The following is a 13,414-nucleotide window of genomic DNA, read 5'->3' on the forward strand; positions in this document are numbered from 1 at the left end:
GACATTTCTTAGCTGGACTTTTATTGTTTCGACAAAGAACGGACGACCAGGAGGAGGGTTACTTAGAAACGGAGGAAAACCGTTTCCGTCCGGACTACCAACCGGATCTCCATGACAAATGCCATGGGCTGTGTTTTTATCTTTGCTGTTTTAATTATATCATCTCTGATAATAGATGAAAAGACCTTAATGTATATCCGGCACCCAGCGGGAAGGATCTACATCCATGAATTTCGCCCGTCTAAACCGGTTCTTCTGGTCAAATGGAACCGTGCAGTCAAAAATGGTCTTGCACGCAATTCCATGATCCCGGATGGAAGAAGAAATAGAAGGATCATTGGAAGGATCCAGGGGATGACAGCGTACCCCAGGAATGCAGACAATGCCGGAATCCCCCTGCATGCGGGTATTCATCGCCCATATTACATCATTGATATCAAACGGGTCCACATCTTCGTCCACCAGAAAAACATGCTTCAGTTCACTGAATGCGGAGAAAGCAAGCAGTGCAGCCTGGCGCTGTCTTCCCTCGTCACTGGGGATCTTTTTACAAAACTGAAGTACTGCCATATATTTTCCTCCGCCGCTGGAAGCACAGTACACGTTTAACAGCTTTCCTGGCATGGCTTTTTCCACCATCTGGATAATGCTGGCTTCCGTTGGAATTCCGGCCATACTTACATGCTCTTCGCTGGGTCCGATGCAGGTCTGCATGATGGGATTGATTCTGTGAGTAACTGCTTTTACTTTAATAACGGGAAGTTCTGGATTTGCAGGACCTGTATATCCTGGAAATTCAGGCATGGCTTTTCCGGTATTGGTATTCTGATCCTCTCTTACCCGCACACCCGGAAGCAGCTCTCCTTCTATTACATATTCCGCATTGGCAATGCATTTTTCATCGATGGTAATACAAGGGGTCAGCTCAACTGCTTTTTTGCGGATTGCTCCTGCGATCTCCAGTTCATTAAATCCAAGGGGTGTTGTAGGCGGCTCAAAACAGGAAGCGATCTCAATGGCAGGATCTACACCAATGCTGATAGAAATAGGAAGGGGCTTTCCCGCTGCCTCAGCTTTTTCACGAAATACATTTAAATGTCTGGCTCCAGGCACAAAATACATGGAGATCTCATCCCTGCTCTGAATGCACAGACGGTGTATGGTAACATCAGAAATCTTTGTTTCCGGATCAGATGCATAACACATCCCCATTGTGATATAAGGACCTGCATCCTCTTCCGTGTTGGTGGGCGCAGGAACCAGTTTGCGCAGATCAAAATCCGGATCGGATGCATAATGAACTGCTTCCTGGCATTTCGCCTCTTTCTGGTCAATGACAACCGGTTTCACAGGATTCTTAACTGCTTCGTTAAGCATATGACCCAGCCGTTCCGGTGCTTCGTCCAACAAATAACCGACTCTTTTACGGCTTGCCAGCAGTCCGATTGCCACTCTTGCGCCTTCATGACCGGTTACATGATTAAATATCATGGCAGGTCCTTCCTTTGTGGGACGCATAACAGTACCGCCCGCACCTACGTGGCGGTAAACACCGGACAGTTCTGCATGAGGATGAACTTCTTCATCCGTTTCAATCAGCTGGCCTGGAATTGACGCCAAAAGTTCTAAAGCTGAACGCAGATCATTTACTTTCATTTCTGACATAACAAATCCCCCTTTTTTTTGATGATAGTCTGATAAGCTTACTATGAACTATATAGTCGCTATACAGTCAAGAGGATCTTTTCTTCACGGGAATCTGCAGACAGCAGTAATCCACCTCATGCTCCGAATTATAAAATGTGGTATCCAAAAGACATAAATCCAGCGCATCACCGGTGATATCATACCCCTGTGACTCCGTCCATTCTTTCAGAGAAAGAAAATCATCTTTGTAATATGGAAAAGAGTATTTATACATGCAGGCAAATATACCTTCCGGAATCTCCTCAATACCCGGAAAGTTATACTCCTGGTCCGGGACCACAACGAAAATCCCAGCCCCCCTGTATAGATCCTCCGAGTCAAACTGACTGCACCTGATCAGAGTGCCAAACCCGCTGGAAGGCACCGTACCCCAGTCAAAAAGCTGATTCCAGGCTCTCATCAGCGTAAGATGAAGTATATTCTTACATGGCTCGCAGGGAAATGGAACAAAAAGAATCTTCCTGGGTCCGATTTCCTTTATAAGAGGAGTATGAATGGTGTGTTCTTCATGAAGGTTCTCATAAAACTTGATTCGCTGTTCCAGATGCATCCTGGTTTTATTCAGTTCCTGAATTTGATTATCCACGGAATCTTTTTGCAGTTTAAGAAGTTTCATGACTGTATCTGGGCTGCGGTTTTCAAAGCTTTTCTTAATATCTTCCAGTTTCATCCCAAGTTTTTTCAAAAGGCAGATCTCCCTCAATACAGGAATCTGATAAACGCTGTAATACCGGTAACCATGTTCATTAATGGAAACAGGTTTCAAAAGCCCGATATGGTCATAATAAATAAGCGTCTGCCGGGTGAGGTGATGCAGTTTTGCCATCTCACTGATTGTGACAATTTCATCTGCCATAATGGGTTCCACCTCCATTCAGTTTAACACCATCATATGATTAAGGAATCCAGCTTGTCCATACCATTTTTCCATGCCATATGAATGTCATTATGTACATATAATGAGGGAATTGATTTCGAATTAAAATCCAGGGTACATGTAAAATGTGTTCTGCAATTATGCATGACCCATTTGCATTTGTGGCTCTTTTTTTGCACGCAGCCATAAAATGCCGACAGTTCCAGTATCATATCCCGGCAGTTTTCAAAAGGTTCTCCCTGTTTTTCCAATAAAATTTTCTTTATTATCTTCACTGCGTCTTCTGTCGATATTTGTGACAGATCCAGTTTATGTTCTGCCACAAATTTTTCGGCCAGTGACTCATGTTTTTCAAACAGCCTGCAGTTATCCTCTTCCCTGAAATAATCATCTTCTGCCGGCGGCTGGGCGATTTTCTTAAAAAAGTCCGGACCATATTGTTTCAGAATATCCGCATATGCTTCAACAGCCAGCTGATATTCTCTCATTGTAGAATAAGGCAGACCGTCTTCCCTGCTGTCCGGCACTAAATCGCTGATCCGGTAACTGCTGTATTTACCCGAAAAGCAATTAATGACCATATACAGTTTTTTCTCCCATCCGCTGCTGTAAAACTCAACAACCTGTCTTGCTGTTTCTCCCTTACTGTTTTTGAATTTCCTTATAAACCAACAGCTATCTATATTTTCACCAGATACAAATCCGATGGGAATCAAAACATTTCCTATAATTTTTTTCATGATTTCTTTTTTAGTCATAAAGATATTCTCCTTTAAAATAAGCAAAACAGCGCAAGTATACTATTAGAGAATGTTACTTTGGCTTTTATTATATAATAAATAGCATGGTCAGCACAAGCTGATGCCACTAGAAAAGTTACAATTATTAACAATTATATCTTTTAAGCTTATACCATGTTTCCATGAAATTCTCAACCGGTGGGTCAAAATTATACATGTTAGGTTCCAAAATTAGCATGTTATCACAAAAAAATCAGAATCCGGCACAACAAAAAAGGAGTCAGACGGAAAGAAAAACTTTGCTTCCGTCTGACTCCAAAACAATTTAAATCAGAAAATTTATATATCATCCACTCCCTGCATGGCATCATATCCGGTTTCACCGGTACGAACCTTTACTGCATCCCTGACATCGTAGATAAATATTTTTCCATCCCCGATATGTCCGGTATAAAGCACTTTTCTGGCAGTCTTAACCACTTCTTCAACCGGAACCTTCGCAACCACTATCTCCACCTGTACTTTTGGAAGAAGCATCATATCCACTGGAATTCCTCTGTAATATTCTGCCGCACCTTTCTGCATACCGCAGCCAAGAACCTGAGTGACCGTCATACCAGTTACTCCTATTTCATTCATAGCTGATTTCAGTTCTTCAAACTTTGACTGCTTTGCAAGAATTTCAACCTTGGTCAGCACGGACTTTGAAACACCTGTTCCTGTAGAATCAGCGGATTTAACAGGAATGGCTTCTTCCACAGGAACATCCGGTCTGACTGTCTTAATTCCAGACACACTCTCCACCCGGTTAGCCAGATCTTCCATCGGAACCACAGGAAGAAAGTCCGCATAGGCATTTGCAAGTCCGTGCTCCGTACTGTCCAGACCTTCAATTTCTTCTCTGGAAGTAACACGAAGACCCATGGTCTGGTCTATGATCTTAAATACGGCAAACATCACAATTCCGACCCAGGCTGCAACGGAAAGGACTCCAAGAATCTGAATTCCCAGCAGACTTATGCCTCCTCCGTATAAAAGACCGCCTTCTTTTGCAAAAATTCCCACCAAAATGGTTCCAAGCGCTCCGCACACGCCATGTACCCCGATTGCTCCTACCGGATCATCCACCTTTAACCTGGAATCTATGAATTCGATAGACAGAACCACCATAAGTCCCGTACAGATACCAATAACAGCCGCACCGCCCGGAGTTACGGCATCACACCCGGCTGTTATTCCGACAAGACCTGCAAGAGTTCCGTTTAATGTCATGGAAACATCCGGCTTTTTGTAGCGGATCCAGGTAAATATCATGGTGGTGCAGGTGGATACTGCAGCCGCCAGATTGGTCGTCATAAAGATTCTTCCGGCTGCCTCAATGCTGTCCCCTTCCATGGATACAGTGGAGGCACCGTTAAACCCAAACCAGCAGAACCATAATATGAAAACTCCAAGAGCTCCAAGTGTAATGCTGTGCCCAAGTATGGCCTTGGGCTTCCCATCCTTTGAATATTTTCCGATTCTCGGCCCCAGAATATACGCTCCCAGAAATGCTGCCGCGCCGCCCACCATATGGACCGCCGTAGAACCTGCAAAATCATGAAATCCCAGAGATGACAGCCAGCCTCCGCCCCAGATCCAGTGACCGGATACCGGATAAACTACACAGGATATGACCGCACTGTAAACACAGTATGCGGAAAATTTTGTTCTCTCCGCCATGGCTCCTGACACAATTGTGGCGGCCGTAGCACAAAATACGGTCTGGAAGATAACAAAGGACCAGAGGGAAACACCGGAGGGAAGTATCTTGCTGTAATCGCCGTGTATAAAAAAATCAATCCCTCCCCCGAACATAATTCCAAATCCAATAAACCAGTAGATGGGGGTTCCAATGCAGAAATCCATCATATTCTTCATGATAATATTTCCCGAGTTTTTCGCTCTGGTAAATCCCGCCTCTACCATGGCAAATCCTGCCTGCATAAAAAATACCAGCGCAGCCCCGAACAGAACCCAGATTGTATTGACAGCTGACATATGACTACCTCCGTTCCTTATATCGATTTACCGCCTCCAAAAGCCGTTCCATTGCCTCCTTAAGTACCCATAAAGGGCAGGCAATGTTAATCCGTTCAAATCCTCTGCCGCCCTCTCCGAAGATATATCCCTCATCCAAGAACAGCTGGGCCTCCATCTGCATGAACTTCTCAAGCTCCTGATAATCCATACCCAGTCCATTGAAATCCAGCCACTGCAGATAGGTCCCCTGAAGATCATAAACCTTCACCTCAGGCAGATTGTCTGAAACAAATTTCTCAACGAATTTCTTGTTGTCATTTAAATGCAGCAGCAGTTCCTCAAGCCAGGCTTCACACTGGGTATAAGCGATCTCACACGCCTTGTAGCCCATTAAATTCAAAGAATGATAACCTCTCGCAGCAGTGATCTTTTCCCGCATTGTCTCATTGGCGATGAAATGATTGGAGGTCTGAAATCCCGCCAGATTAAAGGTTTTGCTGGGAGCGGTTGAAATCACACAGTTATTTACATATTTTTCCTCCAAGGTTCCCATGGAAACATGGTGGTAACCGGGCAGAATCAAGTCAAAATGAATCTCATCAGAAATAATAAAAACACCGTTTCTCAAACAGATCTTTGCAATCCTTCCAAGTTCCTCCTCTGTCCATATCCGGCCAACCGGATTATGGGGACTGCATAATATAAGAAGCTTTACGTCTTTCCTCGCCGCTTTTTCCTCAAAATCTTCAAAATCTATCTGGTAAGAATCCCCTGTATTGATCAGCTCCGTCGTTACCAGCGTCCGCTTATTGTTTTCCACTGACATGCGGAATGGATAATAGACCGGAGTCATTATGAGAACTGCATCTTCCGGCTCTGTAAATGCAGCCACCATCTGGCCGAGACCGGGAACCACACCTGCTGTCTCCACAATCCATTCCCTCTTTGGAGAAAATCCATGGCGTTTTTCCATCCAGCTGATCACGCTGTCATAATAGGCATCCGTAGCTCCGGTATACCCCAATATGGACTGGTCTAAATAGGCTTTTAATCCTTCAATGATTTCCGGGGGATTTTTCCACTCCATATCCGCAACGGAAAGAGGCACCACGTTTTCCTTCACATCGGGATTTTTTATTTTCATATCATTCCATTTAAAAGAACCTGCATTTTCTCTTCTTACCAGAGTTTCAAAATCATAGCGCATTTGGCTTCCTCCACTTAACGTCTCTTATTCTTTTTCTGCAGACTGGGGATCTGTAATCCTCTTTAAAAACTGCTGCGTTCTTGGTTCTTTTGGATTCACCAGAATCTCAGAGGGTTTTCCTTCCTCAACAATGCTGCCGCCTTCCATAAATATGATCCTTGATGCAACCTCTCTGGCAAATGAGATCTCATGAGTTACAACAATCATGGTAATACCAGTCTGTGCAACGGTTTTTATGGTATTTAAAACCTCTCCTACCAGCTCGGGATCCAGAGCGGAGGTTGGTTCATCAAACAGAATTACGTCAGGATCCAGAATCAGTGCCCTTGCAATGCCGGCTCTCTGCTGCTGGCCGCCGGAAAGCTGGGACGGATAAAAATCACACCGTTCCGACAATCCCACCTTTGCCAGTATTTCACGGCTCATTTTTTCCGCATCTGCCTTTCCTATTTTCTTAACCGTCACAAGACCTTCCATGACATTTTCCAGAATGGTTTTATTCTGAAATAAATTATAATTCTGAAATACCATGGCCGTCTTTCTTCTCAGTTCAATGACCTGGGTTTTGGAATGCTTTTTGCAGTCTAACTGAAAGCCATTGACTGTAACACTGCCGTCATCGGCGCTGTCTAAGAAATTGACGGTACGCAGAAGCGTTGTCTTTCCGGAGCCGCTGGGACCCAGTATTACCACTACCTCCCCTTTTTCAATCTTTAAATTAACTCCCTTTAAAATGTGGTTTTTTCCAAATGACTTATGGATATTGTTCAGTTCCACCATATTTGCCATAATATCTGCTCCTTCCTCATATTGGTGTCCGCGCTCAGGCAGATGCGCCTGCCCGGAACTTTTTAAGCCGGTCCTCACAGATGCGGAATAATTTATTCAGTACAAAGCTGATTGCTTCATAAATCAGGGTTGTCATAATATAGGCTTCAATGAAATTAAGCGCCGGCATTGCCAGTAAGTTTGCTGTAGCAGTTATCTCATAAACCCCTACATAATAGGCAAGTGACGTTCCCTTCACCAGACCGACGAAGATGCCTCCCAGGTTTGGAATGGCAATGGCAAGCGCCTGGGGAAAGATAATCCGCACAAGTGCCTGGGTTCTGGTCATTCCCACACTGAATGCCGCTTCCATCTGTCCCTCATCAACGGCGGATAAGGCGGAGCGGAATATTTCCGAGGAATAAGCCGCCTGATCAAGAGCCAGGGCAATGATGGCATATACGATGGGCGGAACTGCATTGATATCAATGGTGATTCCAATGCTCAGACCATAGCTGTATAAAAGAATGGGCAAGGCATAGTAAGAGATATACAGCAGAATCACCATGGGCACGCCCCTCATAAAAGAAACGAACACAGCTGAGAGCTGGGACAAAACAGGAACCCTGTGTTTTCTGATCAATGCGATGGAAAGACCAGAAAGCCAGCCTGCAGCGGCTGATACAAGAGACATGAAAAGCGTGATGGGAACTGCAAGCATGATCTTTGGCAGCGCTTCTATGATAAATTTAAAATCCATCCTGTTTTCCTCTTTTCTTTAACTTGTTGCCTTCTTCCGGCCCTTTGTGTAGATTTTTTCTGTAAATTTGCTGCAATACTCCAGGATAATACAGGCTGCCCAGAAAATAATGCCCGTTGCAATATAAACCTCCAGGCGGTTTGCCCCATAGCTGGCAGAGCTGATGGCTCTTGCTTTTCCCATTAAATCAATGACACCGATTGCAAAGGCCAGTGAGGTATCTTTAAACAGCATGATGATGTTGTTACCCAGAGCAGGGATTGCAATGCCAAATGCCTGCGGGAAAATAATCCGGCGAAATGCTGTAAATTCCTTCATTCCCACACTGTAAGCTGCCTCCCTCTGCCCCTTATCCACTGCCAGATAAGAGGCTCTCATCATCTCCGCCATATTGGCTGAGCTGCTGAGGGAAAGACATGCCACAATAAATACGGTCTTGCTGACTCCCGATAAATCAATTCCAACACTCTGGGCCACCTGCGGAAGTCCCAGATAGATCAAAAAGATTAAAACCAGCGTGGGAATTCCTCTCATAAATGCGATATAACCGCCTGCAATCGCTTTTGGCCACTTTCTTTTTCCGATTCCTGCTGCAGTTACGAACGCCCCCAGTGCCAGGCTGATCAAAAGCGATATCAGGAGAATCTCCAGGGTAACAGGAAAAGCCCGTAATACATTGGGAATATAGCCCGGAATTGTAGCCGGTTTAAATGTGTTCTCCAAATTCTTTTCCCTCCATTCCTGCAATCCGTTTATTTTGCTGTTATGCTGACCATATCCGCATAGTTTGAAAATACATCCTGACCGAGGTATTCCGTTGCGATCTTTGATAAGGTTCCGTCCTTTACCATTTCCTTTAATGCTCCATCAATGGCGGTATTTAAATCATCTTTTCCTTTTGCACACATGATGTAGGTATCTTCCACCATAACCACATCGGTAAGTGCCAGATTATCCAGCTTTAATTCCTTTTGTACACTGTCATAGGTGGACTGATAGGTAAGGCTTGCATCTACCTGGCCATTGGAAACCTGCTTAAAGCCGTCTGCTGTTGACAAGTCACTGACTGCATTGATTTTCAGTTCTTTTCCCGGATTTTTCTCGTTATAAGCCATCAGCATGGAATATTCGTAGCTGGTCGGTGACTGGTTGATGGATTTGCCTGCCATATCAGCCAGTGACTGAATCCCGCTGTCCTTTTTCACACATAAGGACATGGGGGAGAGGCAGTAATACTGTTCCGGGAATAAATACTTCTCTTTTCTGGCATCACTTTTTACAAGCTGGTGGGACAGCACATCCAACGCACCTGAGTCAATGGAAACAATGAGAGTATTAAAATCCATTGCCTGAATATCAAATTCATATTTGTCAAGACGCTTATCAATCTCTTTTAATACTGCCACGTCATACCCCACCGGTTCTCCCTTATCATCGAGAGAGCAATAAGGCGGCATGGCATTTCCGGTACCCACCTTTACTTTTGAGACTCCTGAACTCTGGTTTTTTTGGCATGCGGTCATAGACACCGCCAGTGTAAGAACCATAACCGAACAAACTGCATTTTTCATAATCTTCTTCATTTTTTTCTCCTCCTGCATCTGTCTTCATCGATTAAAACGACAAAAAAGGCGCCTGCTATTATGCAAACGCCTTTGTCTACCACCTGTTCCGCTTCCTGACGGCCGGGGAACTGTTAGGCAAAGTATATTCCATCGTTTTGCCTTTGTCAATATTTTTTTATCAGGATAATAATGTTTTATTATTTTCACAAAAGCCAGTTGTCATTTTCTCACTTTCAATACATTTTTCACAAATATTCAAGATTGACAGATAATTCAAGGACAAGGATTTACATATCAGGCTTTTTTGGTATATAATAATCTAAAATTTATCAGACCAAAAGGGGGCCATACTCTATGAGCGATATCATGAAGCACTACGAAGTGCTGACTAATTTTCTGGGAAATGTGTTAAGTGACAATTATGAAATTGCACTTCTTGATTTAAGAGAAGGGAAACGCTGCATCACAGCCATTGCCAACGGGCAGAACAGCGGCAGAACCGTTGGAGCTCCGTTAACGGACCTGGCTCTTAAAATCATAAGAGAGGGGATCTGGAAAAAGGAGCCTTACCTGCTCAATTACAGCGGGCTGACCAAAGACAAGAAACCTTTGATCTCCTCAACCCTTTTTATCAAAGAGGGACAGGAGCTCTTAGGCATGCTCTGCCTCAATGTAGACACACAGATTTACCAGGAGCTGTGCCAGTCTATCTTAAAGCTTGGCGGATTGTCTAAAGAATCTTCTTCCAGTAAGAGGATAGATCTTCCTGTAGAGCATACGGAAACATTTACAAATGACATCGGTGATATGATCGCCAGTGCCATGCCGGATTACATCATGGAAAACAGAATTCCTGCAGACCGTCTCACCCAGGATGAAAAGATCTCCATCGTAAAGCAGCTGAACGAAAAAGGAGTCTTTATGATCAAAGGTGCAGTCAGCGAAGCCGCCTTAAAGCTTAACTGCTCCGATGCCACCATATACCGGTACTTAAGTAAAATCAGCAAGCAGGAGCCGAAAAAACAGATTGACATTTAAAAAAAATGATGCTAAACTCCCTGATAATATTTTATTGCAATAATAATTTTTTATCACACAACAGGGAGGAAATACAATGATATCAATGGAACTGATCAAACTCTTACTGGTCTTTCTTGTAATTTTAGTGCTGCTCTGGCTGAAAAGACCTCTATGGCTGGCCATTGCCTGCAGCATACTGCTGTCATTTTTTATCTTTCAGATACCGGTTTTTAGTATCTGTTCCATTCTTTGGCTCGCTGTATTTTCCAAAAGCACCGGGACCATTTTATTAAGCTTTTACACCATTACGTTCTTACAGCGCATGCTGGAGAAACGCAATCTTTTAATGACAGCCGAATCCTCGTTAAATCATCTGTTTCACAACAGGCGGATCACCACCATGCTGGCTCCCATTTTCATCGGTCTGCTGCCTTCTGCAGGAGCCGTCTACATCTGCGGGTCTATCGTGGATTCCTCCTGCGGGGATTATTTAAGCAAAGAGGATAAAACCTTTGTCACCAGCTATTACCGCCATATTCCGGAGAGTTTTCTTCCCACTTATTCATCCATCCTGATTGCACTGGGTCTGGCAGGTGTTGAGACAGGGGACTTTCTTCTCTCCATGCTCCCGGCTGTGGGCATCCTGATTTTTCTGGGTTATATTTTTTATCTAAGAAAAATTCCAAGAGAGATTGCAAATGACGAGGGGATGTCAAAAAAAGCAGCGTTCGGACAGCTTGCAAACAGCCTGTGGACCATTGCTGCAGCCATCATTCTCATCATTGCATTTCAGCTTGAAGTATACATAGCGACTCCCCTGGTGATCGTTGCGGCCTTCTTCTTTTACCGCTTTACCATGCGTGAAATCAAGCCGTTTTTTCTTTCTGCGCTGGAGCCTAAAATCATTGTAAATACACTTCTAATCATGATTTTCAAAGAAGTCCTCACTTATACTGACGTGATTTCACAGCTTCCTGATCTTTTCAGCGCTCTCCCCATACCGACTTATCTGGCCTTTGCACTGATCTTCTTTTTTGGTTCCATTGTAGGTGGATCAACGGCAATCATTGTACTTTGCCTTCCTCTGGCCTTTGCAGCCATTCCAAACGGAGGAGCTGCTCTTATGATGCTTTTAATGTCCTCTTCCTACTGTGCCATGCAGGTTTCTCCCACCCATGTATGCCTTGCGCTGGTAACCGAATATTTCCATACAGGAATGGGGGATTTATTAAAGCGGACGCTTCCTGTTATCCTGATTTTCTTTTTTCTGGTTCTCCTTTATTACCGGGTGCTGACTGCACTGATCCTGATTTGACTCTCCGCTTAATTTGTGCTAGGATGTGCCTATCAATTTTAAATCAGAAAGGATTTATTATATGAATCTCATGAATCTTATGCAGTTAAAAGAGGCCTGGAATGTGTTCAAAGACAATCACCCCAAATTTCCCTTATTTTTAAAAGCAGCTTCGGAAAGTGCCTTAAAAGAAGGATCCATGATAGAAATCCATGTCACATCTCCGGAAGGGAAAACACTGACTACCAACATGAAGCTGAAAGCCTCAGATCTTGAGCTTATGGAACAGTTAAAAGCCACCTTAAAATAACTCATATCCTTTTACTTCCCCGAAAAAAGTTGTTGTTACTGGAAAGATATGGTAAAATACATTCAGGCCATGAAACTTCCACCGTTTCAATGGCAAAACAGGAGGAGTAAAAGGCATGAAAAAACTGATTAAAGTATTTGCTGCTGCCTCACTTCTGTCAATCTCTGTTGCATCTACCGCAATGGCAGGAACCTGGAAACAGGATTCGGAAGGCTGGCGGTGGAAGGAAGACGATCACACCTATACGGCATCTGCCTGGAAGTGGATCGATTCCGACAAAGACGGAATGGCAGAGTGCTATTATTTTGACGGAGACGGAATCCTGCTTACGGATACGGTGACTCCCGATGGTCATACAGTTAACGAAAACGGCGCATGGACAGACGATGGGATCGTACGTTTAAGAGCAGCCAACCCTTCAGCTGCTGTTCAGATGAAGAAAAAGGGAGCCCTTCTTTACCAGGATGCGGACCGGAAAAGTTCTTCTTTACCAGGACTGGATGTGAACGCAGATATAACCATGGATTTATATTACGACTGGCTGCAGATTCCGGTTATCATGAATATGCAGATGAAATACCACGATATCAACACGCCCAATATGGAGTTTTTATCCAGCAGCATCATAAAGACTCTGGGTTTGGAAAAATCTGAGAGTTCCTTTTATACCAATGGCTGTTATTACTCCGATTCCGGAGACAGTGAAAAATTTAAAATGAAAATCGGATATGAAGATATGACAAAGCATCTCACTCTGGGCGGCCTTACCGGACAGTTTGGCGCATTTCTGGACAACGTACAGATCGCACAGGATAAGGACGGAAACAGCGTACTGTTTTATTCCAGTGAGACAAACGGCCTTGAGCAGTATCTGAACAGATTCTACGACAAGGTATGGCCTTCCCTTACGGATTCAGACTTTAAAATCACAGGCGTAAACGGTAAGGCAGTGATCAGTCCGGAAGGATACTTTTCCAAAGAAGAGATTCTGATCTCCATGATTATCACCGAGGATGAAGAATCCATGGGACTTGATATGAACGTGAACCTGGATTATAAAAATCCTGGACAGGCAGTTACAATCACATTTCCCTCTACAGACGGATATGAGGAAATTGTATATTAAATCATGACCACCGGCTTA

General features: G+C 43.9%; 13 protein-coding genes. 4 read left to right on the forward strand and 9 right to left on the reverse strand.

Going from position 1 to position 13,414, the window contains the following annotated elements; translation table 11 throughout:
• Positions 1–186: 186 nt before the first annotated feature.
• The 9 genes from DS742_RS27230 to DS742_RS27270 all read right to left on the reverse strand — a co-directional run bounded on the left by DS742_RS27230 (position 187) and on the right by DS742_RS27270 (position 9,664).
• On the reverse strand, positions 187–1,656 hold the full coding sequence (locus tag DS742_RS27230; protein WP_375340403.1) for a UbiD family decarboxylase: 1,470 nt from the start codon (positions 1,654–1,656) through the stop codon (positions 187–189).
• Positions 1,657–1,732: 76 nt separating this feature from the next.
• Complete coding sequence (locus tag DS742_RS27235; RefSeq protein WP_170313615.1) at positions 1,733–2,563, reverse strand: MerR family transcriptional regulator; 831 nt, start codon at positions 2,561–2,563, stop codon at positions 1,733–1,735.
• Between the two features lie 32 nt (positions 2,564–2,595).
• Entirely contained in the window at positions 2,596–3,342 is a 747-nt protein-coding gene (locus tag DS742_RS27240) for a hypothetical protein (protein ID WP_117420055.1), read from the reverse strand.
• 321 nt (positions 3,343–3,663) lie between these two features.
• Entirely contained in the window at positions 3,664–5,364 is a 1,701-nt protein-coding gene (locus DS742_RS27245; RefSeq protein WP_117420056.1) for an ammonium transporter, read from the reverse strand.
• A gap of 4 nt (positions 5,365–5,368) precedes the next feature.
• Complete coding sequence (locus DS742_RS27250; protein WP_117420057.1) at positions 5,369–6,553, reverse strand: MalY/PatB family protein; 1,185 nt, start codon at positions 6,551–6,553, stop codon at positions 5,369–5,371.
• A 24-nt stretch (positions 6,554–6,577) separates the two neighbouring features.
• On the reverse strand, positions 6,578–7,333 hold the full coding sequence (locus DS742_RS27255; RefSeq protein ID WP_117420064.1) for an amino acid ABC transporter ATP-binding protein: 756 nt from the start codon (positions 7,331–7,333) through the stop codon (positions 6,578–6,580).
• Between the two features lie 43 nt (positions 7,334–7,376).
• Positions 7,377–8,081 (reverse strand): amino acid ABC transporter permease, encoded by a 705-nt coding sequence (locus DS742_RS27260; RefSeq protein ID WP_117420058.1) that lies wholly within the window; start codon positions 8,079–8,081, stop codon positions 7,377–7,379.
• 18 nt (positions 8,082–8,099) lie between these two features.
• Positions 8,100–8,804 (reverse strand): amino acid ABC transporter permease, encoded by a 705-nt coding sequence (locus tag DS742_RS27265; protein ID WP_170313616.1) that lies wholly within the window; start codon positions 8,802–8,804, stop codon positions 8,100–8,102.
• 29 nt (positions 8,805–8,833) lie between these two features.
• Positions 8,834–9,664 carry a transporter substrate-binding domain-containing protein gene (locus tag DS742_RS27270; protein ID WP_170313617.1) on the reverse strand — a complete coding sequence of 277 codons (831 nt, stop codon included), beginning with the start codon at positions 9,662–9,664 and terminating at the stop codon, positions 8,834–8,836.
• A gap of 336 nt (positions 9,665–10,000) precedes the next feature.
• Here DS742_RS27270 and DS742_RS27275 point away from each other — a divergent pair, with 336 nt between their 5' ends.
• The 4 genes from DS742_RS27275 to DS742_RS27290 all read left to right on the forward strand — a co-directional run bounded on the left by DS742_RS27275 (position 10,001) and on the right by DS742_RS27290 (position 13,396).
• The gene (locus DS742_RS27275; protein ID WP_117420061.1) at positions 10,001–10,684 is read left to right on the forward strand and encodes a helix-turn-helix transcriptional regulator; all 684 of its coding nucleotides are present in this window, start codon (positions 10,001–10,003) and stop codon (positions 10,682–10,684) included.
• Between the two features lie 79 nt (positions 10,685–10,763).
• Positions 10,764–11,981 (forward strand): DUF401 family protein, encoded by a 1,218-nt coding sequence (locus tag DS742_RS27280; protein WP_117420065.1) that lies wholly within the window; start codon positions 10,764–10,766, stop codon positions 11,979–11,981.
• A gap of 61 nt (positions 11,982–12,042) precedes the next feature.
• Positions 12,043–12,270 carry a hypothetical protein gene (locus DS742_RS27285; protein ID WP_117420062.1) on the forward strand — a complete coding sequence of 76 codons (228 nt, stop codon included), beginning with the start codon at positions 12,043–12,045 and terminating at the stop codon, positions 12,268–12,270.
• A 115-nt stretch (positions 12,271–12,385) separates the two neighbouring features.
• A complete protein-coding gene (locus DS742_RS27290) occupies positions 12,386–13,396 on the forward strand; it encodes a hypothetical protein (protein ID WP_117420063.1) in 1,011 nt (336 codons plus the stop codon).
• The last annotated feature ends 18 nt before the right edge of the window (positions 13,397–13,414 follow it).

This window comes from Lacrimispora amygdalina, from assembly GCF_003432035.1.
Taxonomy (GTDB): Bacteria; Bacillota; Clostridia; order Lachnospirales; family Lachnospiraceae; genus Lacrimispora; species Lacrimispora amygdalina.

Excerpts from the sequence above, each read along its gene's own strand:
- DS742_RS27290 (WP_117420063.1), top strand. The coding sequence starts at position 12,386 with ATGAAAAAACTGATTAAAGTATTTGCTGCTGCCTCACTTCTGTCAATC.
- DS742_RS27255 (WP_117420064.1), bottom strand. The coding sequence starts at position 7,333 with ATGGTGGAACTGAACAATATCCATAAGTCATTTGGAAAAAACCACATT.
- DS742_RS27285 (WP_117420062.1), top strand. The coding sequence starts at position 12,043 with ATGAATCTCATGAATCTTATGCAGTTAAAAGAGGCCTGGAATGTGTTC.
- DS742_RS27260 (WP_117420058.1), bottom strand. The coding sequence starts at position 8,081 with ATGGATTTTAAATTTATCATAGAAGCGCTGCCAAAGATCATGCTTGCA.
- DS742_RS27250 (WP_117420057.1), bottom strand. The coding sequence starts at position 6,553 with ATGCGCTATGATTTTGAAACTCTGGTAAGAAGAGAAAATGCAGGTTCT.
- DS742_RS27245 (WP_117420056.1), bottom strand. The coding sequence starts at position 5,364 with ATGTCAGCTGTCAATACAATCTGGGTTCTGTTCGGGGCTGCGCTGGTA.
- DS742_RS27235 (WP_170313615.1), bottom strand. The coding sequence starts at position 2,563 with ATGGCAGATGAAATTGTCACAATCAGTGAGATGGCAAAACTGCATCAC.
- DS742_RS27240 (WP_117420055.1), bottom strand. The coding sequence starts at position 3,342 with ATGACTAAAAAAGAAATCATGAAAAAAATTATAGGAAATGTTTTGATT.
- DS742_RS27275 (WP_117420061.1), top strand. The coding sequence starts at position 10,001 with ATGAGCGATATCATGAAGCACTACGAAGTGCTGACTAATTTTCTGGGA.
- DS742_RS27230 (WP_375340403.1), bottom strand. The coding sequence starts at position 1,656 with ATGAAAGTAAATGATCTGCGTTCAGCTTTAGAACTTTTGGCGTCAATT.
- DS742_RS27270 (WP_170313617.1), bottom strand. The coding sequence starts at position 9,664 with ATGAAGAAGATTATGAAAAATGCAGTTTGTTCGGTTATGGTTCTTACA.